This window comes from Pantoea dispersa, from assembly GCF_014155765.1.
Classification (GTDB): Bacteria; Pseudomonadota; Gammaproteobacteria; order Enterobacterales; family Enterobacteriaceae; genus Pantoea; species Pantoea dispersa.
Window position 1 is genome coordinate 996121 of sequence record NZ_SCKT01000001.1, and the last position, 24487, is coordinate 1020607.

General features: G+C 61.2%; 24 protein-coding genes. 13 read left to right on the forward strand and 11 right to left on the reverse strand.

What is annotated here, in order from left to right; genetic code table 11:
• Positions 1 to 9: 9 nt before the first annotated feature.
• From bioD to bioB, 4 genes are read right to left on the reverse strand one after another with little or no spacing between them, the layout of a single operon-like run.
• On the reverse strand, positions 10 to 681 hold the full coding sequence (gene bioD / locus H7K56_RS04760) for a dethiobiotin synthase (RefSeq protein ID WP_150361778.1): 672 nt from the start codon (positions 679 to 681) through the stop codon (positions 10 to 12).
• Complete coding sequence (gene bioC / locus H7K56_RS04765; RefSeq protein ID WP_058757848.1) at positions 678 to 1433, reverse strand: malonyl-ACP O-methyltransferase BioC; 756 nt, start codon at positions 1431 to 1433, stop codon at positions 678 to 680. The genes bioD and bioC overlap by 4 nt, the downstream gene beginning before the upstream one ends.
• A complete protein-coding gene (gene bioF, locus H7K56_RS04770; protein WP_141496539.1) occupies positions 1414 to 2565 on the reverse strand; it encodes an 8-amino-7-oxononanoate synthase in 1152 nt (383 codons plus the stop codon). Before bioF ends, bioC begins: the two co-directional genes overlap by 20 nt.
• Complete coding sequence (gene bioB, locus H7K56_RS04775; RefSeq protein WP_058757850.1) at positions 2566 to 3597, reverse strand: biotin synthase BioB; 1032 nt, start codon at positions 3595 to 3597, stop codon at positions 2566 to 2568. It lies immediately after the preceding gene.
• A gap of 87 nt (positions 3598 to 3684) precedes the next feature.
• On the opposite strand from bioB, the gene bioA reads away from it, so the two are divergent.
• Positions 3685 to 4977, forward strand: coding sequence for an adenosylmethionine--8-amino-7-oxononanoate transaminase (gene bioA / locus H7K56_RS04780; RefSeq protein ID WP_104092710.1), 1293 nt, complete (start codon positions 3685 to 3687; stop codon positions 4975 to 4977).
• 67 nt (positions 4978 to 5044) lie between these two features.
• Positions 5045 to 5521: a kinase inhibitor gene (locus tag H7K56_RS04785; RefSeq protein ID WP_058781275.1), complete on the forward strand. Its 477-nt coding sequence runs from the start codon at positions 5045 to 5047 to the stop codon at positions 5519 to 5521.
• A gap of 78 nt (positions 5522 to 5599) precedes the next feature.
• Here H7K56_RS04785 and pgl read toward each other — a convergent pair whose 3' ends face one another.
• The gene (pgl, locus tag H7K56_RS04790; RefSeq protein ID WP_150361777.1) at positions 5600 to 6595 is read right to left on the reverse strand and encodes a 6-phosphogluconolactonase; all 996 of its coding nucleotides are present in this window, start codon (positions 6593 to 6595) and stop codon (positions 5600 to 5602) included.
• A 148-nt stretch (positions 6596 to 6743) separates the two neighbouring features.
• Here pgl and H7K56_RS04795 point away from each other — a divergent pair, with 148 nt between their 5' ends.
• A complete protein-coding gene (locus H7K56_RS04795) occupies positions 6744 to 7562 on the forward strand; it encodes a pyridoxal phosphatase (protein WP_058769464.1) in 819 nt (272 codons plus the stop codon).
• Positions 7563 to 7668: 106 nt separating this feature from the next.
• Here H7K56_RS04795 and modC read toward each other — a convergent pair whose 3' ends face one another.
• From modC to H7K56_RS04815, 4 genes are all read right to left on the reverse strand, one after another.
• Entirely contained in the window at positions 7669 to 8727 is a 1059-nt protein-coding gene (gene modC / locus H7K56_RS04800) for a molybdenum ABC transporter ATP-binding protein ModC (protein WP_150361776.1), read from the reverse strand.
• On the reverse strand, positions 8727 to 9419 hold the full coding sequence (gene modB, locus H7K56_RS04805) for a molybdate ABC transporter permease subunit (RefSeq protein ID WP_150361775.1): 693 nt from the start codon (positions 9417 to 9419) through the stop codon (positions 8727 to 8729). The genes modC and modB overlap by 1 nt, the downstream gene beginning before the upstream one ends.
• On the reverse strand, positions 9416 to 10189 hold the full coding sequence (gene modA, locus H7K56_RS04810; protein ID WP_150361774.1) for a molybdate ABC transporter substrate-binding protein: 774 nt from the start codon (positions 10187 to 10189) through the stop codon (positions 9416 to 9418). The genes modB and modA overlap by 4 nt, the downstream gene beginning before the upstream one ends.
• Before the next feature lie 127 nt (positions 10190 to 10316).
• Positions 10317 to 10475 carry an AcrZ family multidrug efflux pump-associated protein gene (locus tag H7K56_RS04815; protein ID WP_021508511.1) on the reverse strand — a complete coding sequence of 53 codons (159 nt, stop codon included), beginning with the start codon at positions 10473 to 10475 and terminating at the stop codon, positions 10317 to 10319.
• A 117-nt stretch (positions 10476 to 10592) separates the two neighbouring features.
• Here H7K56_RS04815 and modE point away from each other — a divergent pair, with 117 nt between their 5' ends.
• The 6 genes from modE (at position 10593) to gpmA (ending at position 17312) form a co-directional block, all read left to right on the forward strand.
• The gene (gene modE / locus H7K56_RS04820) at positions 10593 to 11375 is read left to right on the forward strand and encodes a molybdenum-dependent transcriptional regulator (RefSeq protein WP_150361773.1); all 783 of its coding nucleotides are present in this window, start codon (positions 10593 to 10595) and stop codon (positions 11373 to 11375) included.
• A 76-nt stretch (positions 11376 to 11451) separates the two neighbouring features.
• The gene (modF, locus tag H7K56_RS04825) at positions 11452 to 12924 is read left to right on the forward strand and encodes a molybdate ABC transporter ATP-binding protein ModF (RefSeq protein ID WP_150361772.1); all 1473 of its coding nucleotides are present in this window, start codon (positions 11452 to 11454) and stop codon (positions 12922 to 12924) included.
• A 262-nt stretch (positions 12925 to 13186) separates the two neighbouring features.
• On the forward strand, positions 13187 to 14230 hold the full coding sequence (galT, locus tag H7K56_RS04830) for a galactose-1-phosphate uridylyltransferase (protein ID WP_059010746.1): 1044 nt from the start codon (positions 13187 to 13189) through the stop codon (positions 14228 to 14230).
• A complete protein-coding gene (gene galK, locus H7K56_RS04835; RefSeq protein ID WP_150361771.1) occupies positions 14231 to 15379 on the forward strand; it encodes a galactokinase in 1149 nt (382 codons plus the stop codon). It abuts the gene before it with no gap.
• Positions 15373 to 16407 (forward strand): galactose-1-epimerase, encoded by a 1035-nt coding sequence (galM, locus tag H7K56_RS04840; protein WP_021508516.1) that lies wholly within the window; start codon positions 15373 to 15375, stop codon positions 16405 to 16407. Before galK ends, galM begins: the two co-directional genes overlap by 7 nt.
• Before the next feature lie 152 nt (positions 16408 to 16559).
• Positions 16560 to 17312 carry a 2,3-diphosphoglycerate-dependent phosphoglycerate mutase gene (gpmA, locus tag H7K56_RS04845; RefSeq protein ID WP_010616013.1) on the forward strand — a complete coding sequence of 251 codons (753 nt, stop codon included), beginning with the start codon at positions 16560 to 16562 and terminating at the stop codon, positions 17310 to 17312.
• A gap of 63 nt (positions 17313 to 17375) precedes the next feature.
• Here gpmA and aroG read toward each other — a convergent pair whose 3' ends face one another.
• Complete coding sequence (aroG, locus tag H7K56_RS04850) at positions 17376 to 18428, reverse strand: 3-deoxy-7-phosphoheptulonate synthase AroG (RefSeq protein WP_021508517.1); 1053 nt, start codon at positions 18426 to 18428, stop codon at positions 17376 to 17378.
• A gap of 294 nt (positions 18429 to 18722) precedes the next feature.
• Between aroG and H7K56_RS04855 the strand changes: the two genes are divergently transcribed.
• From H7K56_RS04855 to zitB, 4 genes are all read left to right on the forward strand, one after another.
• Positions 18723 to 19082 (forward strand): YbgS-like family protein, encoded by a 360-nt coding sequence (locus H7K56_RS04855; RefSeq protein WP_165899363.1) that lies wholly within the window; start codon positions 18723 to 18725, stop codon positions 19080 to 19082.
• A gap of 103 nt (positions 19083 to 19185) precedes the next feature.
• Positions 19186 to 19770 carry a response regulator transcription factor gene (locus tag H7K56_RS04860; RefSeq protein ID WP_150361770.1) on the forward strand — a complete coding sequence of 195 codons (585 nt, stop codon included), beginning with the start codon at positions 19186 to 19188 and terminating at the stop codon, positions 19768 to 19770.
• On the forward strand, positions 19752 to 22832 hold the full coding sequence (locus tag H7K56_RS04865) for an ATP-binding protein (RefSeq protein ID WP_166709785.1): 3081 nt from the start codon (positions 19752 to 19754) through the stop codon (positions 22830 to 22832). Before H7K56_RS04860 ends, H7K56_RS04865 begins: the two co-directional genes overlap by 19 nt.
• Positions 22807 to 23763: a CDF family zinc transporter ZitB gene (gene zitB / locus H7K56_RS04870; RefSeq protein ID WP_058757864.1), complete on the forward strand. Its 957-nt coding sequence runs from the start codon at positions 22807 to 22809 to the stop codon at positions 23761 to 23763. Before H7K56_RS04865 ends, zitB begins: the two co-directional genes overlap by 26 nt.
• Here zitB and pnuC read toward each other — a convergent pair.
• Positions 23760 to 24479 (reverse strand): nicotinamide riboside transporter PnuC, encoded by a 720-nt coding sequence (gene pnuC, locus H7K56_RS04875; protein WP_058769456.1) that lies wholly within the window; start codon positions 24477 to 24479, stop codon positions 23760 to 23762. The two genes, zitB and pnuC, sit on opposite strands and share 4 nt — an antisense overlap.
• Positions 24480 to 24487 lie beyond the last annotated feature (8 nt).

Sequence of the window (24487 nt, forward strand, 5' to 3'; positions counted from 1 at the left end):
CCGCGCCATTTACTGTGGCAGGGTAAGGTAACGGCCACAGTCGGCCTGCTGTGCCGCGCTGCTCAGCCACGGAATCTCACCGAGGAACGGGGCCATAATGCGCTGTTGCAGCGTCGCCAGATATTCCGCATGTCGCTTACCCGGCGGCTGGATGTCATTGGCAATCCAGCCGGCGAGGCGCAACCCGCGCGCCTTCACCGCCTCCGCCGTCAGCATGGCGTGGTTGATGCAACCGAGCTTCACGCCGACCACCAGAATCACCGGCAGCTGCTCGGCGGCGACCCAGTCGGCGTAAGTTTGCGTCGCGGACAGCGGCGTGAACCAGCCGCCCGCACCTTCCACCAGCACCCATTCAGCCTGCTGCTCCAGCGCGCGTAAGCCAGCGGAGAGCTGCGCAAATTCAATCGGCCTGCCCTCTTCCGCGCTGACGATATGCGGCGACGTCGGTTCGATGAACGCCAGCGGGTTCACCTGCTCATAGCTCAGCGCCAGGCTGCTGTAGCGCTGCAGCGCCAGCGCGTCGCTGTTGCGTACGCCGTCGGGCGTGACCTCGCAGCCGGAGGCCACCGGTTTGTAGCCAGCCGTGCGTAATCCCGCGGCGCTGGCCGCCTGCAACAGGGCGCCGCTGGCGACTGTTTTGCCCACTTCGGTGTCAGTTCCGGTAATAAACCAGCGTGTCATTTTTGTAAAACTCCATACATCAGGTGATAACTGAGACGATAGCCGTGCGCATCCTGCGGCCAGTGCTGCTCCAGCTGCGCCAGCTGCGGGCGCGTCAGCAGGGCCGCGTGTCGCCCATCGTGCAGATGCGTTGCGCCGATGCCTTTCAGCGAGCGCATGGCACTGAGCGCGCTGGGGAAGTGCAGCGTGACGATCTGCGTCTGGCTGCGCAGCGGCAGGCCCGCGGTCGCCAGGGCAAAGGCATCGCCGCTGAGGAAGCGATTGGCGTGACGCCGACCATCGATCTGCGCCCACGCCTGGTGCACCTCCTGCAGCGAGCCGTCGAGCAGCGTCGAGAACAGCACGCTGCCGCCCGGGCGCGTCACGCGCAGAAACTGCAGCAGCGCGGTGCGCAGATCGCTGCTCCACTGCACCGCCAGGTTGCTCCAGACGCCGTCGACGCTGTTATCTGCCAGCGGTAACTGGTCGATATCGCCCTGTAAATAGTCGTGCGCCGAGTGCTGTTCGCGCGCCGCCTGCAGCATCGCCGGTGACAGATCCAGCGCGCAGACCTGGCGACCGCGATCGCGCCAGTAGCGGCTGAACCAGCCGGTGCCGCAGCCGGCATCCAGCAGCTGCGGGCCAAATCCGGCCGGCGCCAGCGCCAGCAGCGCCTCGCCGCTCTGGCGCTGCAGCTGAGCATGCTGTTCGTAGTGCGCGGCCGCCCGGCCAAACGCCTGCGCCACCGCCTGTTTATTCACCTGCAGCGTCATACAGTGCCTCCAGCAACGCGTCGATATCTTCGGGATGATGCGCCGCGGTGAGCGTAATGCGCAGCCGCGCCGTACCCGGCGGCACCGTCGGTGGCCGGATCGCGCTCACCCAGCAACCGGCCTGCGCCAGCCGCTGTGACAGCGCCAGCGCGGCACGGTTTTCGCCAACGATCAGCGGCTGAATGGCGCTGTCAGAGGCCATTAGCTGCCACGGCAACTGCGCCGCTCCCGCGCGAAAGCGGGCAATATTTTGCTGCAACCGCGCGCGCAGCGCGTCGCCCTGCTGGATCTGCGCCAGCGCCGCCAGCAGCGCACAACACTGCGCCGGCGGCATGGCGGTGGAATAGATTAAATGGCGCGAGAATTGCTCGACGTAATCTGCGGTAGCGTCATCACACAGCAGCGCGGCGCCGCTGACGCCAAAGCCTTTACCAAAAGTCACCACCAGCAATTCCGGTTTCACCTGCTGCTGCCAGCAGCTGCCGCGCCCCTGCTCACCGGTGACGCCAATGCCGTGCGCATCGTCCACCAGCAGCCAGCCGCCCGCGCGCCGGGTTTCGGCGGCAAGTTCAGCCAGCGGCGCACTGTCGCCATCCATGCTGAATACGCCCTCGGTCACCACCAGCGTGCCGCCTTCCGCGCGCGTCGCCAGCAGCTTCGCCAGGCTGGCCGGCTGGTTGTGGGCAAAACGGCGCAGCGTTGCCGGACTGTGGCTGGCGGCATCCAGCAGCGAGGCGTGCGCCAGTTTGTCAGCGATAATGCGATCCGACTTTTGCGCCAGCAGATGGATTACTGCCTGGTTGGCGGCAAAGCCGGAGATAAACAGCAGCGCGCGCGGGTAGCCGAGCCAGGATGCCAGCTGCTGTTCCAGCTGCGCATGATGACGGCTGTAGCCAGTGACGTGGCCGGAAGCCCCAGCACCGACGCCTGCCTCGCGCACGCCCTGCTGCCAGGCGGCCATCACCGCCGGATGCTGGCTCAGGCCGAGGTAATCATTACTGGAGAAGTGGCGATAGCGCTGCCCGTCGAGGGTAATTTCACGCACGCTGTTGTGCTCAATGCGCCGCCGCTGCCGCCAGCCGTCGGCGGCACGCTGCGCCGTCAGCGCCTGCGCAATACGTTCAGACCACATTTACACGGCCGCGTTATAGAACTGCGCGCTGTCGGCGTGCAGCAACTGCTCGCTGAGCTGATGCTGCTGTTCGTTATCGCCCGCAGTCGTTGCGGTGTGCTCCGGATTCAGGCCCAGCTTGCGGAACAGGATCAGATCTTTGTCCTCTTCCGGGTTCGGCGTGGTCAGCAGCTTGCAGCCGTAGAAAATCGAGTTGGCACCCGCCATGAAGCACATCGCCTGGGTCTGTTCGCTCATCTGCTCGCGACCGGCCGACAGACGCACGTGCGAGGTCGGCATCATGATGCGCGCCACGGCAATGGTGCGGATAAAGTCGAACGGCTCGACGTCATCGTTATCCGCCAGCGGCGTGCCTTTGACTTTCACCAGCATGTTAATCGGCACGCTCTCCGGCGGCGTGGGCAGGTTGGCCAGCTGCACCAGCAATCCGGCGCGGTCGTTGACCGTTTCGCCCAGCCCGACAATGCCGCCCGAGCATACTTTGATGCCGGCATTGCGCACTTTATCCAGCGTATCAAGACGCTCCTGATAGGTACGGGTGGTGATGATGCTGCCGTAAAACTCCGGCGAGGTATCGAGGTTATGGTTGTAAAAATCGAGCCCGGCGCTGGCCAGCCGCTGCGCCTGATCGTGGTCGAGCGTTCCCAGCGTCATGCAGGTTTCCATGCCCATGGCTTTCACGCCCTGCACCATCTGCTCCAGGTACGGCATGTCGCGCTCGTGCGGGTTTTTCCACGCTGCGCCCATGCAGAAGCGGCTGGAGCCGGCTGCTTTGGCCTTGCGCGCCGATTCCAGCACCGCTTCCACCTCCATCAGGCGCTCGGTTTCCAGCCCGGTTTTGTAACGCGCGCTCTGCGGACAGTATTTACAGTCTTCCGGACAGGCGCCGGTTTTGATCGACAGCAGCGTGCTGACCTGCACCTGACGCGGGTCGAAGTGCTGGCGGTGCACCTGCTGTGCTTCAAACATCAGCTCGAGAAAAGGTTTATCAAATAGCGCCTGAGCCTGAGCCAGTGTCCAGCGATTAGCCATTGCTTACTCCAAAAAAGGGGGTTCATCCTGACGATTAACGTGGTTATACTTGTAAACTAAATCTTTTCAAAATGGTTTACAAGACAGATGTTCACACAGGACGACCTCCGCTTTGACCGCCAGCATATCTGGCATCCTTACACCTCAATGCGCGATCCGCTGCCGTGCTACCCGGTGGTGGCCGCGCACGGCTGCACGCTGCAGCTGGCTGATGGACGTGAGCTGGTCGACGGCATGTCGTCGTGGTGGGCAGCGATCCACGGCTATAACCATCCGCGCCTCAATCAGGCGTTGCAGCAGCAGATGGCGCAGATGTCACACGTGATGTTCGGCGGCATCACCCATCCGCCAGCCGTGGAGCTGAGCCGCCAGCTGATCGCCATGACGCCCGAGGCGCTGGAGTGCGTGTTCCTCGCCGATTCTGGCTCGATCGCCGTCGAAGTGTCGATGAAAATGGCGCTGCAGTACTGGCTGGGACGCGGAGAGACGCGGCAGAAATTCCTCACGCTGCAGCGCGGTTATCACGGCGATACGTTTGCCGCCATGTCGGTCTGCGATCCGGAAAACTCCATGCACAGCCTGTGGCGCGGCTACCTGCCGGAGCATCTGTTCGCCCGCGCGCCGCAGTGTGGCTTTGACGATGACTGGGATGACAACGATATTGCCGATTTCGCCCGGCTAATCGAGCAGCACCATCGCAGTATCGCCGCGGTGATCCTCGAACCTATCGTGCAGGGTGCCGGCGGCATGCGTTTCTACCATCCACGCTATCTGCAACAGGTGCGGACGCTGTGCGATCGCTACGGTTTATTGCTGATCGCCGATGAGATCGCCACCGGCTTCGGCCGCAGCGGCAAGCTGTTTGCCTGCGAACACGCCGGCATCACGCCGGACATTTTGTGTCTCGGCAAGGCGCTGACCGGCGGCACCCTGACGCTCTCCGCCACCCTGACCACGCGCGACGTCGCCGATACCATCAGCCGCAGCGCGGCGGGCTGCTTTATGCACGGTCCGACGTTTATGGGCAATCCGCTGGCCTGTGCGGTGGCAGTCGAAAGCCTGAAGCTGATCAACGAAGGGCACTGGCCGGCGCAGGTGGCGGCGATTGAACAGCAGCTGCGTGCGGAACTGCTGCCGCTGCGCGACCATCCGATGGTGGCGGATGCGCGCGTGCTGGGGGCGATTGGCGTGATTGAGACCCATCAGCCGGTGAACATGGCGGCGCTGCAGCAGTTCTTCGTGGAACGCGGCGTATGGATTCGCCCGTTCGGTAAGCTGATTTACCTGATGCCACCTTATCTGATTTCTGCCGCACAGCTGACGCAGCTGACGGCGGCGCTAAGCGCTGCACTGGCGGTGGACGGCCACTTTCAGCCCTGACACCGCTGGCACTCGCCGCCATTTTCCACCATCATGGAAAGCAGTACACAACAGGAAAGGAGAGATCATGCGCGTAGTGAGCCAGGATTTTAACGATGGCGATAAAATGCCCGAGCGCCACGTGTTTAACGGCATGGGTTACCAGGGCGATAATCTGTCGCCGCACCTGGCATGGGATGAAGTGCCGGCCGGCACCAAAAGCTTTGTGGTGACCTGCTACGATCCGGATGCCCCGACCGGCTCCGGCTGGTGGCACTGGGTGGTCGCTAATATTCCGGCTGAGGTGACCGTGCTGTCACAGGGCGCCGGTTCCGGCGTGGCGGAACTGCCAGAGGGTGCCATTCAGACGCGTACCGATTTCGGCCAGAGCGGTTACGGTGGCGCAGCGCCGCCGCAGGGCGAATCGCATCGCTACATCTTTACGGTGCATGCGCTGGACGTGGAGAAAATTGAGGTGGACGAAGGTGCCAGCGGCGCGATGGTCGGCTTCAACGTGCACTTCCATGCGCTGGCCAGCGCGTCGATCACGGTGAAATACGCCTGATTACATAAGGTGCGCATCGCTGCGCACCCCAGCAGAGGTCGCCGTAGATGGCGACCCTGCATGACCGAAGCGCGTTCCTCAGTCCAGCGCGTGAATCACTACCCACATCGGGCCCTGACCCAGAGCGTAACGCGCCAGCGGTTGCAGCAGGCCACGATCGCCGATGCGATAGACTTCAATGTGATGCGATTTCTGCCCCGCCGCCACCAGATACTGACCGCTGCCATCAATGTTAAAGCCACGCGGCTGAGTTTCGGTCGGCTGATAACCCTCAATCGTCAGCACCGAGCCGTCCTCACTGATACTGAACACGGTCAGCGTGCTGCTGGTGCGGTCACAGGCATACAGGAAGCGACCGTCCGGGGTGATATGGATATCCGCTGCCCAGCGCGTATCGCTGAAGCCCGGTGGCATCATATCAAGACTCTGCACGCGCTCGACCTGGCCGTTAACATTATTCAGCGCCCAGACGTCGACGGTGCTGTCCAGTTCGTTAACCACATAGCCATAGGCGCCGTTCGGGTGGAACGCCATATGACGCGGGCCGGCGCCTTCTACGGTGGTCACCTGCGGCTGCGCGCGCGGCGCCAGCGTGCCGTCCGCCTGCAGCTGATACAGGCAGATGCGATCCTGTTTCAGTGCCGGCACAAACAGCGTCTGGTTGCTGAGGTCGATATTCGCCGAATGGCAGCCCTCCAGCCCGTTAATCACCTGCAGTGGCGACTGCGGCAGGCCGTCGCTGCCAATCGGACTGATGCTGACACAGGCATCGTTATACGAGCCGCAGAACAGATAGTTGCCCTGGCGGTCGGTAGAAATGTGAGTCGGGCTGCCCGGCAGCGGCGCTTCACCGGCCAGGCTTAACGTACCGTCGGCCGCAATGCGGTACGCCAGTACGCGAAAATTCGGACGCACGCCGACATAGAGAAAATCTTTCTTCGGGCTCACCACCATCGGCTGCACCTGGCCGGCCACATCCGTGACCTGCAATAACGTCAGTGCGCCATCTTCCTGCATCTGCCAGGCGTGGATCTGCTGGCTCTCGGGACTGGCGGTATACACGACTTGTTTCATGCGTTTTCCTTATTCGCTGCCTGATGAAAAACAGTAACTGTAGCGCGTTTCACCGCCGCGCGCTGGGCTGATTTGTGCCCTGCTTTTTGTCTCAGGGCCGCTGGCGGGTGTAGACTTACTGCTTTGCTAACTCCGGACGGAAAGTGTAATGAGCTACCGCGTAATCGCCCTTGACCTCGACGGCACCCTGCTAACCCCAAACAAAACCATCCTGCCAGAATCCCTTGAAGCCTTAGCCCGCGCGCAACAGGCTGGCGTTCAGGTGCTGATCGTCACCGGTCGCCATCACTGCGCGATTCACCCGTTTTATCAGGCGCTGCAGCTGACAACGCCCGCCATCTGCTGTAACGGCACGTACCTGTACGATTACCAGGCGCAACGGGTGCTGGCGGCCGATCCGCTGGAGAAAAGTCAGGCGGCGCGGGTGATTGAGATGCTCGATCAGGAGAATATTCACGGTCTGCTGTATGTCGATGATGCGATGCTGTACCAGGAAGCGACCGGCCATGTGACGCGCACCCTCAACTGGGCGCAGTCGCTGCCGAAAGCGCAGCGCCCGCTGTTTGTACAGGTGCCGAGTCTGGCGCAGGCGGCACACGACGCGCAGTCGATCTGGAAATTTGCCCTGTCGCATCCGGATACCCGCGCGCTGCAGCAGTTTGCTGAACGCACCGAACGCGAGCTGGGTCTGGCGTGTGAATGGTCGTGGCACGATCAGGTCGACATCGCTCAGGCCGGCAACAGCAAAGGCAAACGCCTGGCGCAGTGGGTGGCGAGCCAGGGTCTGAGCATGCAGGACGTGCTGGCGTTTGGCGACAATTACAACGATCTCAGCATGCTGGAGCAGGCCGGGCTGGGCGTGGCGATGGGCAATGCCGATGACGCCATCAAAGCACGCGCGCGCAAAGTTATCGGTACTAACCTTGAGCCGGGCATTGCGCAGGTGATCTACCAGGAAGTGCTGTAACGCCAGGCTGGTCGCGGCACAAGGTATCTGTAGGGTGACCGGAAAAAAGCGCGAAAAATCGCGCTGATCCGCAGACCAGACGTACCGCGTTGTCGTCCGGTTTGTGTTACGCGGTAATCGACACGCTCTTGATCTGCGCATACAGCCACTGATCGGGCCGGATATTCAGCTCGTCGCGCGCCCACGGTGAAATGCGCGCCCACAGCTCGCTGACGCCGATGCGCAGCTTCACTTCGACCTGGTCGTCCAGCTCCAGCAGCTCCACCACCTGCGCCGGTAAGATATTGCGGATCGAGGTATTTTGCGGCGGCTGCAGCGCCAGCGACACGTCCGCCGAGGCGATACGGATGCGCAGTATACTTTTCACCGGCTGATTCACCCGGCTGACCCAGATGTGCTGATCGCCAAGCGACAGCGCGGTCATCGGGTAATCCGGATGCTGCTCCAGCACCTGCACGCGCAGTACGCTGCTGCGCTCGGCCGCCGGCAGCCAGGGCCGCATCGTGCTGCTGCCCCACACTTTTTCCAGCGCGCCGAAGGCTTTGACGTTACCGTTATCCAGCACCAGCACCTGATTCGCCAGCTGGACAATCTCCTCCAGACTGTGGCTCACGTACAGCAGCGGAATCTCCACCTGCTTCGCCAGCTTCTGCAAATAGGGCATCAGCTCGCGCTTGCGTGGCAGATCGAGCGACGCCAGCGGTTCGTCCATCAGCAGGATATCCGGCGCGCTCAGCAGCGCCCGGCCCATCGCCACGCGCTGCTTTTTACCACCCGACAGCGAGGCCGGATAGCGATCCAGCAGCGCATCCAGTCCCAGCAGCGTCACCAGCGCCCCGAACTGCGCTTTCATTTTGGGCGCCATGCCATACTGCAGATTGCCGCGCACGCGATAATGGGGAAACAGGCGCGCATCCTGAAACACGTAGCCGATGCGGCGTTTTTCCGGCGGCAGATTGATACCGCTGTCGCGGTCAAACAGCAGACGATCGTTAAGCGCAATCTGGCCGCTCTGCGGCTGCGTCAGACCGCTGATGGCATTGATTAATGAGGTTTTTCCTGCCCCGGACACGCCAAAAATCGCGGTGATGCCGCTGGCCGGAATCTCCACATCGACGTTGAGCTGATGCTCACCGAGCTGTTGCGCAATGTTGATTTTCAGCATCAGGCCGCTCCCAGCCGCTTGCGGCCCCAGCGCGCCAGCAGCTCTGAGGCCACCAGCGACAGCAGCGCCAGCGCAATCGCCACCGCGCACAGCCGCGCCGCAGTGCCTTCCGCGCCGGGCGTTTCAATCAGGGTAAACATGGCTGACGGGATGGTGCGGGTTTCGCCGGGAATGTTGGAGACAAAGGTAATGGTGGCACCAAACTCACCGAGCGAGCGGGCAAACGCCAGCACGGTGCCCACAATGATGCCCGGAAAAGTCAGCGGCAGCGTGATGGTGAAAAACACCCGCCAGCGGCCCGCGCCTAAGGTACGCGCCGCCTGTTCCAGCCGGCTGTCTACCGCCTCCAGCGCCAGACGAATGGCGCGCACCATCAGCGGAAACGCCATCACCGCGGAGGCCAGCACCGCACCGCGCCAGCTGAAGGCGAAGGTCACGCCGAACCAGTCGTACAGCCAGCTGCCAATCAGACCGCGCCGGCCCAGCGTCAGCAGTAGCAAATAGCCGACCACCACCGGCGGCAGCACCAGCGGCAGATGAATCAGACTATCGAGCAGGGTTTTGCCGGGAAAGCGACAGCGCGCCAGAATCCAGGCCATCAGGATGCCAAACGGCAGGCTGCACAGCACCGCCACGCAGGAAACTTTCAGGCTGAGGAATACGGCCTGCCATTCGGGATCGCTCAGTATCATCTCTTCGGCGTAAATCCATACTGTTTAAACACGGCAGCGGCATCCGGCCCCTGCAGATAGTCATAGAAGGCCTGCACCGCTGCGTTCTGGTGATCGCTGACCACCGCCATCGGGTACTCTACGGGTTTGTGACTCGCTTCGGGGAAGCGTCCGACCACCTGCACCTTATCACTGGCTACCGCGTCGGAACCGTACACGATGCCATATGGCGTTTCGCGTCGCTCCACCAGCGCCAGCGCGGCACGCACGTTGTTAGCCGGTGCGAGCCGTGAAGACAGCGTGTCCCACGCACCCAGCTTTTGCAGCGCTTCTTTGGCATAGATGCCTGCCGGCACGTGATCCGGATCGCCCACCGCCAGGCGCTCGCCCTTAAGCAGGTTCTGCCATTGGGTCTGCGCATTGATGGTCACCGGCTGCGCGTTAGCGCTTTTTGCCGCCACCAGCACCAGATCATTGCCCAGCAGCGTGTAGCGCGTACTGCCGATCACGCTGTTTTTCGCCACCGCATCGTCCATCCACTGCTGATCGGCAGAGATAAACAGATCCGCCGGGGCGCCCTGCTCGATTTGCCGCGCCAGCGTCGACGAGGAAGCGAACGAGGATACCACTTCAACGCCGCTTTTTTGCTGATATTGCGTGGCAATCTGCTGCATCGCGTTGGTGAGCGAGGCCGCAGCGAACACAGTAATTTTCTCCGCCGCCAGCGCCTGACCCGACAGCGACACGGTGACCACGGCTGCGGCCGCCCAGTGATAAAGCGTATTTTGCATAGAGAACTCCAGGTTACGTTATATAGTTGATAATACAACGCGAGCCTGAAAGCTGTCATGAGCTTTATATCGGCAAAAACGGCGGGAAGTTAAGGGCAAAACGCCCGCAGCGTGCGGGCGTTAAAAATCAGTGGTGTGAGCTATTGGCGGGACGGTCGTCGCGGCGGCCAAATTTAGAGATGACGTTAAAGACTTCACCCAGGCCGTAAATCAGACCCAGCATAATCGCCATCACGATGGGCACCATGATGATGGCGACCGCCAGGCTTTTTAACAGTTCCAGCATGGAAACCTCGCGCAAAGAGTAAAAAAGTGATTGTAACGGCTGGAGAAAAAAAGGCACTGCCCTTTTCGTGCTTTTACTTTAGGCCTTACAATTGGCGCATTCATCTAAGGAGCTGACATGCAGGCAGAACTCTCTCTTCACATTCGTCTTCAGCAGAAACTGTTTGCCGATCCGCGCCGTATCGAGCTGCTCAGGCGCGTGCAGGAAACCGGCTCCATCAGCCAGGGCGCCAGACTGGCGGGCATCAGCTATAAAAGCGCCTGGGACGCCATCAATGAGATGAATCAGCTGGCGGATCAGACGCTGGTCGAACGCGCGACCGGCGGCAAAGGCGGCGGCGGTGCCCGGCTGACGCGCTACGGCGAGCGATTGATTCAGCTGTTTCAATTGATGGAGCAGATCCAGCAAAAAGCCTTTGACGTGCTGCAAAACGACAGCCTGCCGCTCGACAGCCTGCTGGCGGCGATCGCCCGCTTTTCCCTGCAAACCAGCGCGCGCAACCAGCTATTTGGCACGGTGCAGGCGCGCGATCGTCAGCAGGTGCAGCAGCATGTTGAGATACTGCTGAACGACGGCGTGACTCGCCTGCAGGTGGCTCTGACCGAACGCAGCGCGGAGCGGCTACAGCTCGACAGCGGTAAAGAGGTGCTGGTGCTGATCAAAGCGCCGTGGATCCGCCTGACGCCTGACGCCGCAGAGGGCGATAATCAGCTGCCGGGCCTTGTCCACACCATCGAACCCGGCGAAACGCAGAGTGAAGTGCTGATTGCGCTGGCGGGCGGTGAAATGTTGTGCGCCACCGTCCCCAGCCAGGCGCTTCGCCAGCATAATCTGCAGCCCGGCAGCGCCGTGACCGCCTGTTTTAATGCAGAACACGCCATCATCGCCACACTGCTCTGATCTGGCCGCCATGATTTGACTTCATTTCGCTGGCTCGCTACAACTGAGCGACTTGATGCAGAAAACGGAACAAATCATGGCCTCATTGCAAATTTCGCAAGGCATATTTCACCTGAGCGATAGCCGTACCCTGACCCTGCCGGACTTAACCCTGCACAGCGGCGAAAGCTGGGCCTTTGTCGGTGCCAACGGCAGCGGTAAATCTTCGCTGGCGCGCGCGCTGTCCGGCGAGCTGACGGCGGCAAAGGGCGAGCTGCGGCAGGATTTTCAGCGCCGCACCCGTCTGTCGCTGGAGCAGCTGCAACAGCTGGTGACGCAGGAGTGGGAGCGCAACAACACCGATCTGCTGAGTGAAGGCGAAGATGACACCGGCCGCACCGCGCTGGAGATCATTCAGGATGAAGTAAAGGATGAGGCGCGGGCGCAGGCGCTGGCCCAGCAGTTTGGCATCAGCGCTTTACTGACTCGCCGCTTCAAATACCTTTCTACCGGCGAAACGCGCAAAACGCTGCTGTGTCAGGCGCTGATGGCGCAGCCGGATTTGCTGATCCTCGACGAACCTTTTGATGGTCTGGATGTGGCATCGCGCGCCAGCCTTGCCGATACGCTGCATCAGCTGCATCGCGACGGCTACACCGTGGTGCTGGTGCTGAACCGCTTTGACGATATCCCGGATTTTGTCCAGCAGGTCGGCGTGCTGGCGGAGTGCACGCTGACGCACGTGGGCGCGCGCCAGGCGATTCTCGCCGAAGCACTGGTGGCGCAGCTGGCGCACAGCGAACGCCTGCAGGGCATGGCGCTGCCGGAGCCGGACCAGCCGGATCAGCTGCCGCAGCTGGCGGCAGATGCGCCGCGCGTTATCCTGCGCAACGGCGTGGTGTCGTATAACGATCACGCGGTGATCGACGACCTGAACTGGCAGGTCAATCCCGGCGAGCACTGGCAGATCATCGGCCCCAACGGCGCGGGTAAATCGACCCTGCTCAGCCTGGTCACCGGCGATCATCCGCAGGGCTACAGCAATGATTTAACGTTGTTTGGTATTCGCCGCGGCAGCGGTGAGACCATCTGGGACATCAAGCAGCATATCGGTTACGTCAGCAGCAGCCTGCATCTGGATTACCGCGTCAGCTGTAATGTGCGTACGGTGATCCTCTCGGGCTTTTTTGATTCGATCGGTCTGTATCAGGCGGTATCGGATCGGCAGAAAGCGCTGGCGCGCCAGTGGCTGGCGCTGCTTGGCATGGACAATGCGCTGGCCGATGCGCCGTTTCATAGCCTGTCGTGGGGCCAGCAGCGGCTGGTGCTGATTGCGCGCGCGCTGGTGAAGCACCCGACGCTGCTAATCCTGGATGAACCGCTGCAGGGGCTCGATCCCATTAACCGCCAGCTGGTGCGCCGCTTTGTTGATGTGCTGATCGGCGAAGGCCGTACCCAGCTGATGTTTGTGTCTCACCACGCTGAGGACGCGCCGCAGTGCATCACCCACCGCCTGAGTTTTGTAAAACAGGGCGCGGGCTATGCTTATCAGCAGGAGGCGTTGCGTTAGTTTTCATTGATGAGCGGGTCGCCATGCATGGCGACCCGGCGATAACAGTACGCACCTGACAGATTTCTTCCCCTAAAAATGTAACCGCTACCACTAGCCTGCCGCATTATTCAGCAAACGTTGCGCATAAACCCACAAAATGAGAATCGTCACCTTGTGTAAACGATACCATTTATCCAGACTGGATCACGCTTTCAGCGCCACCGTTATGCTACGTTGAAGGCAGTGATTTTCTTCTGTTTGCCGATTACCAGGACTTGTTATGCAAAAATTTAACCCGGTCGATCATCCGCATCGCCGCTATAACCCGTTGATCGATCAATGGGTGCTGGTGTCACCGCATCGCGCCAAACGTCCTTGGCAGGGTGCGCAGGAGACGCCGGCGCTGGAGCAACTGCCCGCACACGATCCGGACTGCTTCCTGTGCGCCGGTAACACCCGTATCACCGGCGACAAAAATCCCGATTACAAAAGCACTTACGTGTTCACCAATGACTTCGCCGCGCTGATGACCGATACGCCGGACGCGCCGCAGAGCGATGATGTGCTGATGCGCTGTGAAGGCGCGCGCGGTACCAGCCGGGTGATCTGCTTCTCGCCAGATCACAGCAAAACCCTGCCCGAACTGCCGCTGCACAACCTGCAGGACATCGTGCGCACCTGGCAGGAGCAGACCGCTGAACTCGGTCAGCACTATCCGTGGGTGCAGGTATTTGAAAACAAAGGCGCAGCGATGGGCTGCTCAAATCCGCATCCGCACGGTCAGGTGTGGGCCAACAGTTTTCTGCCGAATGAAGCGCAAAAAGAGGATGACAACCAGCGCCGCTACTTTGCTGATAAAGGTACGCCGCTGCTGGTGGATTACGTAACGCGTGAACTGCAGGACGGCAGCCGTACCGTGGTTGAAACCGATCACTGGCTGGCGGTAGTGCCGTGGTGGGCGGCCTGGCCGTTTGAAACCCTGCTGCTGCCTAAAACGCACGTGAAACGTATTACCGATCTTAACGAGGCGCAGCGCACCGATCTGGCGCTGGCGCTCAAGCAGCTCACCAGCCGTTACGACAATCTGTTCCAGTGCTCGTTCCCCTATTCGATGGGCTGGCACGGCGCGCCGTTTAACGGCGAAGCCAACGATCACTGGCAGCTGCACGCGCACTTCTATCCCCCGCTGCTGCGCTCCGCCACGGTACGAAAATTTATGGTTGGCTACGAGATGCTGGCCGAGACCCAACGTGATTTAACGGCGGAACAGGCAGCAGAACGTCTGCGCTCTGTCAGCGCTATCCATTTCCGCGAGGAACAATAAATGTCTTTAAAATCGATCACTCAACAGGTTTTCGCTGACACCTTCGGCTATGCGCCGAGCCACAGCATTCAGGCACCGGGCCGGGTGAATCTGATCGGCGAGCATACCGATTACAACGATGGCTTCGTGCTGCCCTGCGCTATCGATTATCAGACCGTGATTGCCTGCGCCCGCCGCGACGATCGCCAGGTGCGCGTGGTGGCGGTGGATTACGACAATCAGCAGGATAGCTTCTCGCTGGATGCGCCGATTGAGCCGCTCAGCGAACCGATGTGGGCCAATTACGTGCGCGGCGTGGTGAAACATCTGCAGCAGCGCGACGCCAGCTTTGACGGCGTGGATATGGTGATCAGCGGCAACGTGCCGCAGGGTGCCGGTCTCAGCTCGTCCGCCTCGCTGGAAGTGGCGGTGGGCACTGTGTTCCAGCAGCTCTATCAGCTGAAGCTCGACGGCGCAGCGATTGCCGTTAACGGGCAGGAAGCGGAGAACCAGTTTGTTGGCTGCAACTGCGGCATCATGGATCAGCTGATATCCGCACTCGGCCAGCAGGATCACGCCATGCTGCTGGACTGCCGCACGCTGGGTACGCGCGCCGTATCCATGCCGGAGGATGTCGCGGTAGTGATTATCAACTCGAACTTCCGCCGTAATCTGGTGGGCAGCGAATACAATACCCGCCGCGAGCAGTGCGAAACCGGTGCGCGCTTCTTCAACAAAAAGGCGCTGCGCGACGTGACGCTGGAGGAGTTTGCGGCAGCAGAACAGCAGCTCGATCCGCTGGTGGCCAAACGCGTGCGTCACGTGATCACCGAAAATGCCCGGACGCTGGAAGCGGCGGACGCGCTGAGCAGCGGCGATCTGCAACGCATGGGTGAGCTGATGGCCGCCTCGCACGCCTCAATGCGCGACGATTTTGAGATCACCGTACCGCCCATCGATCAGCTGGTGGAGATTGTTAAAGCGGAAATCGGCCCGCGCGGCGGCGTGCGTATGACCGGCGGCGGCTTCGGTGGCTGTATTGTCGCCCTGATGCCAACCGATCTGGTCGATCAGGTGAAAACGGCGGTGGCGCAGCAGTACGAAGCGCAGACCGGCATCAAAGAGACCTTTTACGTGTGTAAAGCCTCAGCAGGAGCCGGCCAATGGTAAGCGACGTCAACTCTCATGCGCCGGACGGCCAGCCGTGGCGCATCACCGTGCTGCGCAACCGCAACGGCATGGTCGCCACCTTTATGGACTGGGGCGCCACCTGGCTGTCGGCGCGCGTGCCGATGCAGGACGGCAGCGTGCGCGAAGCGCTGCTCGGCTGCGCCACGCCGTCCGACTATCTGCATCAGGATGCTTATCTCGGTGCCACCATCGGGCGTTACGCGAACCGCATCGCCTTCGCTGAGCTGAAGCCGCTTAACCGGCTGCTGGCGGCCAATCAGGGTCCGCACCAGCTGCATGGCGGGCCGCAGGGTTTCGACAAGCGCCGCTGGCAGATCCTCAGCCAGAGCGACAGCGCAGTGCACTATCGTCTTGATTCGCCGGACGGTGATCAGGGCTATCCCGGCAATCTGATTGCCGATGTGATTTATCAGCTCGATGACGATAACTGCCTGTCGATTCGCTATGAAGCGCAGACCGATCAGGCCTGTCCGGTCAACCTGACCAACCATGCTTACTTCAACCTTGATGCGCATCATGGCGACGCGCGCCAGCATCGCTTACAACTGCAGGCCGATCGTTATCTGCCGGTGGACAGCGCAGGCATTCCCAATGCGCCGCTGAAAGCGGTGGACGGCACCAGCTTTGATTTCCGCCAGCCGAAACGCGTGGCGGATGAGTTCCTGGCCGACGACGATCAGCGCGCGGTGAAAGGTTACGATCACGCGTTTCTGCTCACCACCGCCGGTGACAGCAGCCAGCCTGCTGCGCAGCTGTGGTCAGCGGACGACAAACTTAGCGTGAGCGTGTTCACCGCCGCGCCGGCGCTGCAGTTCTACTCCGGCAACTATCTGGAGGGAACGCGCGCCCGTGAACAGGGCAGCTATACTGCTTTCCAGGGCATCGCTCTGGAGAGTGAGTTTTTACCGGATTCGCCCAACCATAGCGAGTGGCCGCAGCCTGATTGCTGGCTGCAGCCCGGCGACACATGGCACTCCGTGACGCGTTATCGCTTCACCCCGCACTAAGCGCCGGTTGAAAAACGCGCACTGCGGTGCCGACAGGCTTACGCCGTGCGCTGTTTTCCGCTATGGTATGGCGCTATCAGTGTGCCGCTGAAATCAGCGGCCGCAGCCGGTTTCTATCATCATCGAAACATTAAGCATTAAGGAGTAAAGCTATGGCCGTAACTAAGCTGGTTCTGGTGCGCCACGGCGAAAGCCAGTGGAATCAGGAAAACCGCTTCACCGGATGGTACGACGTGGATCTGTCCGACAAGGGTCGCACCGAAGCCAAAGCAGCCGGTCAGCTGCTGAAAAAAGAAGGTTTCGTGTTTGATTTTGCCTACACCTCAGTGCTGAAGCGTGCCATCCACACTCTGTGGAACGTGCTGGATGAGCTGGATCAGGCCTGGCTGCCGGTCGAGAAAACCTGGCGTCTGAACGAGCGTCACTACGGTGCGCTGCAGGGCCTGGACAAAGCGGAAACCGCCGCCAAATATGGCGACGATCAGGTGAAACAGTGGCGCCGCGGCTTTGCCGTTACGCCGCCAGAGCTGGATCGTAACGACGAGCGTTTCCCGGGCCACGACCCGCGCTACAAATCCCTGACCGACGCGCAGCTGCCAACCACCGAAAGCCTGGCACTGACCATCGATCGCGTGATCCCATTCTGGAACGAGAGCATTCTGCCGCGCATCAAGAGCGGTGAGAAAGTGATCGTTGCCGCGCACGGTAACTCACTGCGCGCGCTGGTGAAATACCTCGATAACATGAGCGAAGATGAGATCCTCGAACTGAACATCCCAACTGGCGTTCCGCTGGTGTATGAGTTCGACGAGAACTTCAAGCCAATCAAACATTACTATCTGGGTGATGCCGACGAGATCGCAGCGAAAGCCGCCGCCGTTGCTAACCAGGGTAAAGCGAAGTAAGTTCACGCTGAAACGCAAAAGGCCAGACGCGAGTCTGGCCTTTTTTTATGCCGTGCGCTGCCGTTAGCCGCGACGGGTTTTGATCGCCTGTGCCAGCTGACGCAGCGCTTTTTCCGTGTCGTCCCAGCCAATACAGGCGTCGGTGACGCTCTGGCCGTACACCAGCGGTTTGCCGCTGTCGAGGCTCTGGTTGCCTTCCACCAGGTGGCTCTCAATCATCACGCCGGTAATCGCCTGCTCGCCGCCGGCAATCTGCTGCGCCACGTCTGCGGCCACCACCATCTGACGCTGGAACTGCTTGCTGCTGTTGGCGTGGCTGAAGTCGATCATCACCTGTGGACGCAGGCCCGCTTTTTCCAGCCCGGTTTTCACCGCCGCAACGTGTTCCGCACTGTAGTTCGGCTCTTTGCCGCCGCGCAGAATGATGTGGCAATCTTCATTACCGCTGGTTTCGACAATCGCCGAATGACCATATTTGGTGACTGACAGGAAGCAGTGCGGCGCGCTGGCAGCACCGATGGCATCGATCGCCACTTTGATGGTGCCGTCGGTACCGTTTTTGAAGCCGACCGGACAGGAGAGCCCGGAGGAGAGCTCGCGGTGCACCTGCGATTCGGTAGTACGCGCACCAATCGCGCCCCAGCTCATCAAATCCGCCATGTATTGCGGCGTGATCATGTCGAGGAACTCACCGGCAGCCGGCAGTCCGGTGTCGTTGATATCCACCAGCAGCTTACGCGCCAGGCGCAGGCCGTCGTTAATCTGGAAGCTACCGTCCATGTAAGGATCGTTGATCAGCCCTTTCCAGCCCACCGTGGTACGCGGTTTTTCAAAGTACACGCGCATCACCACTTCCAGCTCACCCTTCAGCTCCTCGCGCAACGTCAGCAGGCGCGCGGCATACTCTTTGGCTGCCTGCGTATCGTGGATGGAGCATGGCCCAATCACCACCAGCAGGCGGTCATCTTCACCGTGCAGAATGCGGTGAATGGCCTGGCGGGCCTGGGCAACGGTTTGAGCAGCGTTATCGGTGGCGGGGAATTTTTCCAGCAGCGCAACAGGGGGCAATAACTCTTTGATCTCTCTGATGCGTAAATCGTCGTTCTGGTAATCCATACTTATTCCATTCAAATTTCTGGCCCTGCGTACGCCGGGCGCAACCCGTCCAATGTATCCCTTCAGGCACCAGGTGTAAATTATGTCCTGTGCGCCAATGGCTCGCTCAGATTTGCATTTATTCGTTTATGAACTAAGCTTTTTAAACGTAAGCACTGAGGAATGAGGTGCTTTCGCTATTTATATTCATGCCGAACACTCATGACGGAATTAAATTCCGTCGCGGCACGCTTTTTTCGTCAAACAGCACCAGCGGGTGTCACGCGGCAACTATCCATTTATTACAGGAGCATAATGATGAATAAGTTTGCATTGATTTTTCTGACGGCAGCGATGACTTTGGGCAGCGGCGCAGCACTGGCTGCAGATAACAACAACGGCCAGGCGAATGCGTCAGCAGAAGCCGGCGCAGCCGCAGGCGGCGCGAAAGAGAATCTGCCGCCAAATAATGTCGATAATAGCAACATTAATAACGGCAGCATGAACACCAACGGTGCCGCGACTTCTGGTACCAGCTCCGGCAATATGTCGGCCAGCCAGGAACACAAAAATACCATGTGTAAAGATGGTCGCTGCCCGGATATGAATAAGAAAGTTGAAACTAAGGAAGGCGGTGGTCACGTTAAACACAAAACTGACGGCACCACGCAGTAATCCACGCGGAGCGTGATGCAGGGCGAGCTTCGGCTCGCCCTGTTGTTTTTCCCCTGCCCTATTTCCGCTATGCTAACGCTATGAAATTCACAGGAACTGTTTCATGGCTGCGCTGCTGCTTATCGATGATCACCCGTTAGTTGAAGTCGCGCTGGAAGCGGCCTGCCTCAACGCCCCCATTCCGTTACAGCTCTACGCCGCCGGCGACGAAGCTCAGGCGCGCCTGCTGCTGCAACAGCATCCTATTGACCTGATTGTGCTGGATATCGGCCTGCCGGACAGCGATGGTCTGGAGCTGCTGCGCCGTCTGCGCGCGCGCCATCAGCAGTGTCCGGTGCTGATTTACTCGGCCCAGCAGAGCCGCCACACGCTGCTCAGCGCCGCTTCGTTCGGCGCGGCCGGCTATGTGGTGAAGAGTCAGAGCATGGCGCAGCTGCTGAGCGCGATTCTGGCGGTGCTGGGCGGCCAGCAGGCGTTTCCGCCGCTGCCGGAGCGCATTGCACTTCCACTCACCGAGAAAGAGCAGCAGATTGTCGCGCTGCTGGTGCGCGGGCTGTCGAACATCCAGATTGGCGAACAGCTGCACATCAGCAATAAAACCGTCAGCACCCACAAGAAAAATATCCTCGAGAAGACCGGCGTGCAGTCGGTGGTCGAGCTGGCAGAACTGTGGAAAGCGCAGCAGTGACACGCTGGCTGCTGCTGTTCGCGCTGTTTTTCAGTCTGCTGGCGCGCGCCGGATTGCAGCCCGCCAGCAGCGTGATGCTGCCCGCCATGATGCCCGCGCCGCACGCCGAGCCGTGGCCAGGACCGGTGCTGCGCGTGGCGGTGCCGGCGCAAAACAGCGCGCCCTGGGCGATGCGCATCGGCGATCGCATCTGGGGCATTGATGCCGATTATCTCAGCGCCCTCAGCCAGCTGAGCGGCAGCACATTCAGCCTGCACGGCTATCCTGACTTTGCCGCCCAGCTGGCGGCGCTGCAGCGTGGCGACGTGGATATGGTGCTGAGCACCCGCCAGCGCGATCTGCCCGCCGACGTACTGACCAGCGAGAGCTGGTTCACCAGCCCGATGCGCATCTACCGCAATCGCGACAACCAGCGCGCGGTGATGTTCAACAGTGACAACGCTCAGCTGACCATCGCCGCCGACACGCTGGCGCAACTGCCGCAAACCTTTGCACATCGCCACCGCTGGCAGACGCTGCCCGGCAATTTACAGGCGCTGTATGCGCTGCTGAACCAGCAAAGTGACTATCTGGTGGCCGATGAAGCCAGCGCCGGTTTCCTGCTCGGCCAGCTGCAGCAGGGACAGATTTATCAAATCACCGCCGATCCCGGTGCCGGCGAGCTGTCGCTGCGCGCACTGACACGCGATCCGGCGCTGATTGCCTGGCTCAACCGCCAGCTGCGTTTGCTGCCAGCGGAGTTCAGCAATCGCGTGCAGCAGCGCTGGAGTCCACCGCTGCTGCGCTATCAGGATACGCAAACCCTGATGCTGACGGGCGAAGAGAAACAGTGGCTGGCGCAGCAGGATGCCATCCCTTATGCCGCCGAGAGCGATAACGCGCCGTGGAGCTATCGCGATGCCAGCGGCAACGCGCGCGGCTTCGGTATTGACCTGCTTAACGCCCTGAGCCAGAGCACCGGCCTGCGTTTCACGCCGCGCTGGGTCAATAATCCGCAGCAGGCCGCCAGTCTGTTGCAGCAGCAGCAGGTGATGCTCAACCTGTTACAGCCGCTGTACGGGGACGATGCTAACCGCACCGCGCTGCCGGTGTGGCGCGCCATCTGGGGCATTTACACGCTGTCCGACAGGCAGCCGATGGGCTGGTCCGCGCTGCACGCTCAGCGCGTCGGCGTGCTGCGTGGCGATCTGGCGCAGCGTCTGCTTCCGGCTGAGATCGCGCCCCAGCTGTTCGACGATCGCGCCCAGCTGTGGCAGGCCCTCAACACTGGCCAGATTGATGCAGTGGTGGATAACGTGCTGTCGGCGCGCTGGCGCATGGCCAGCCATGAGGGCAACCGCGTGCATCTCGCCTTTGTGGCCAGCGATATCGCCTGGCCGCTGGCGCCGCAGGTGAGCGCACAGCAGCCGCAGCTGAGCGCCCTGCTCGACCATGCGCTGCAGCAGATTCCGGCGGATACGCTGAACCAGATGCGCGTCAGCTGGTCGCAGCCGCCGCAGCCCGGCACCACCATGACGATGCGCAATGTGCCGCTGCTGATTTTGATTGCGGCCGCCGTGATCATCCTGTTGTTGCTGGTATTGCTGCTGCGCCGCTATCTGCAGCAGCGGCGTGAGCGGTTACAGCGCGAGCAGGCGGAGCGCGCCAATGCCGCTAAAAGTCAGTTTCTCGCCACCGCCAGCCACGAGCTGCGCACGCCGATGCAGGCGATACTGGGCCTGCTGGAGCTGGAACAGCAGCAGCATCCCAGCGCGCGGCTCGATGTAATGCACAGCAGCGCCCGGTCGCTGATGACGCTGCTGAACGACCTGCAGGATCATGCGCGCATCGAGAATCACAGCTTCCGCCTCACGCCGCGCCCGCTCGATCTCACACTATGGCTACAGCAGCAACAGCAGTTTTATCACCCGCTGATGCGCGATGGCGGGCCGCAGCTGCACGTAGCGGCGCTGACGCCGCTGCCGGCCAGCGTGATGCTCGACAGCGATCGCCTGCAGCAGGTGGTGAACAACCTGGTGGCCAATGCACTGAAATTTACCCGCCACGGCGAAATTCGCCTGACGCTGGCGGTCGCCGGGGATATCGCGCTGACGGTGAGCGACAGCGGCAGCGGCATTCCGCTCAGCGAGCAGGCGCAGCTGTTTGAACCGTGGTATCAGGCGCCGTCGGGCAAGCGCCATGCGGTGCAGGGCAGCGGCCTCGGGCTGTTTATCTGTCGCGAGATTGTACAGCGCATGGGCGGCACGCTGTCGCTGCACTCCGCACCGCAGCAGGGCACCACGGTGAGCGTGCGCCTGCCGCTGGAACCCTGTGCGGCGACGGCGGCGGATGACGCCACGCACTGGCCGCACTATCCGCAGCTGCGCGTGGCGATTGTCGACGATCACCCGACCAATCTGCTGGTGATGCAGCAGCAGCTGGCGAGCTTTGGCATTACTGCGGCGGTGTTTGAGGATGGCCGCGAACTGCTGCGGGCCGATGCGCAGCAGCCGTTTGATGTGCTGTTTATCGACCAGATGATGCCACGCCCGGATGGCCTGACGCTGCTACGCATCCTGCGCCGCCGTCAGCGCCAGCGCGAGCAGCCTGCGCTGCGCATACTGTGCTCCGCCGACGTACAGCTGCTGAAACTGCCACTGCAGGCGCACGAAGCGCAGCTGGTTAAGCCAGTGACTCTGCGGGATATTGCACCGCTGCTGGCGCAGGCAGTGCGCGATCCGCTGCAGGTGCTGCCGGACAGCCTGCAGATTCTGGCGCAGCACAATCCGGCTTTCATCCCGCGTATTTGCCACACCCTGCAGCGTACGCTGCAGCAGGATCGTGATGCGCTGCTGCAGGCGAGCGCGGCCGCAGACTGGCCCCAGCTGGCGCGCGCGGCGCACCGCCTGAAAGGCAGCTGGCTGATGCTCGGCATTGACGACGTGGCCGCCCGCTGCCAGCAGCTGGCCGACGCGGCAAAACAGCATCAGCCTGACCGTGATAATCTCAATTTACTGATATCATTAACGAACAGGCTACTTAACCAACTGGAACGTTATGGCACACACTCATTCTCACAGTGAGCACGGCGGCAACCGCGCGCGTCTCGCCGCCGCGTTTGGCGTCACCGCGCTGTTTATGGTTGCCGAGGTCATCGGCGGGCTGGTGTCCGGCTCGCTGGCGCTGCTGGCCGATGCCGGACATATGCTCACCGACGCCGCCGCGCTGCTAATGGCGCTGCTGGCCGTGCAGTTCGCCCGGCGCAAACCGAATGCGCGTCACACTTTTGGCTTGCTGCGTCTTACCACGCTGGCAGCGTTCGTTAACGCCATCGCGCTGCTGGTGATTACCGTCCTGATCGTCTGGGAAGCGCTGCGCCGTTTTTACCAGCCCGAGCCGATTGAAGGCGGCCTGATGCTCGGCATCGCCATTGCCGGCCTGCTGGCGAATCTGCTGTCGTTCTGGCTGTTGCATCGCGGCAGCGAAGAGAAGAATCTCAACGTGCGTGCCGCCGCGCTGCACGTGCTGGGCGATCTGCTGGGTTCGGTGGGCGCGATCGTGGCAGCGGTGATCATCATGCTGACCGGCTGGACGCCGATCGATCCGATTCTGTCGCTGCTGGTGGCGCTGCTGGTGGTGCGCAGCGGCTGGGCGCTGCTGCGCGAGAGCCTGCACGAGCTGCTGGAAGGCGCACCGACGCATATCGACGTGGATAAGCTAGCGCGGGCGCTGACACGTCACATTGATGAAGTGCGTAATGTGCATCATGTGCATGTGTGGCAGGTGGGCGAAAAGCCGGTGCTGACGCTGCACGTGCAGGTGATTCCGCCGTACGATCACGACGGCCTGCTGCGACGCATTCATCAGTATCTGCACCAGCATTATCAGATTGCCCATGCCACGGTGCAGATGGAGTATCAGCCCTGCGTCGGCCCGGACTGCGAGTTATGCGAGGAGAGCGGCACGCAGCACGAGCACGCAGCGCTGGAAGGCCACGCGCATCATCACCACTAATGGGACAGCGCGCGCGAACCCTGTTCCCGTGCGCTCTGCATCCACAGGCGCGTGCCGTTCAGCGCGATCAGCGTCAGAATGGCGTACTCCAGCGCCATGGCATACACGCCCTGACGCGCAAAGATCATCACGCTGATAACGTTGATCACCACCCACAGCAGCCAGTTCTCGACGTATTTGCGCGTCATCAGGATCATCGCCACAATCGACAGCACCATCATGCAGGAATCCCAGAACGGGAAGGCATCTGGCTGCAGCTGCGGCATCGCCACGTTAAGGCCGAGCGACTGCATCAGACCCACCGCGGTGCGCGTGAGGAAAGCGAATACCGGGTCGATATAGCGCGTCATCAGCGCAATGGCGATCACGCAGGCGGCGCCCCAGCCGATGGCTTTCGGCAGCGGCAGCCAGCGGATTTTCAGCGCCGCTTCATGGCTGCTGGTCTGCCGGCTCCACGCGTACCAGCCGTACACGTTGGCAACAAAGAAGAACAGCTGCAGCAGCAGGCTGGCATACAGCTGAATCTGAAAGAAAATCACCGCAAACAGCGTGACGTTAATCAGACCAAACAGGTAGTTGATAATTTTTTCCTGGCTGGCGAGCCAGATACACAGCAGGCCGGCCAGCGTACCGATCGCCTCAATCCATGACAGATCGTAGCCGCCGACGCCAATCGGAATGTGAACCAGAATATTGTGTGTGCTAAAGAAGTCCATCATCTGCA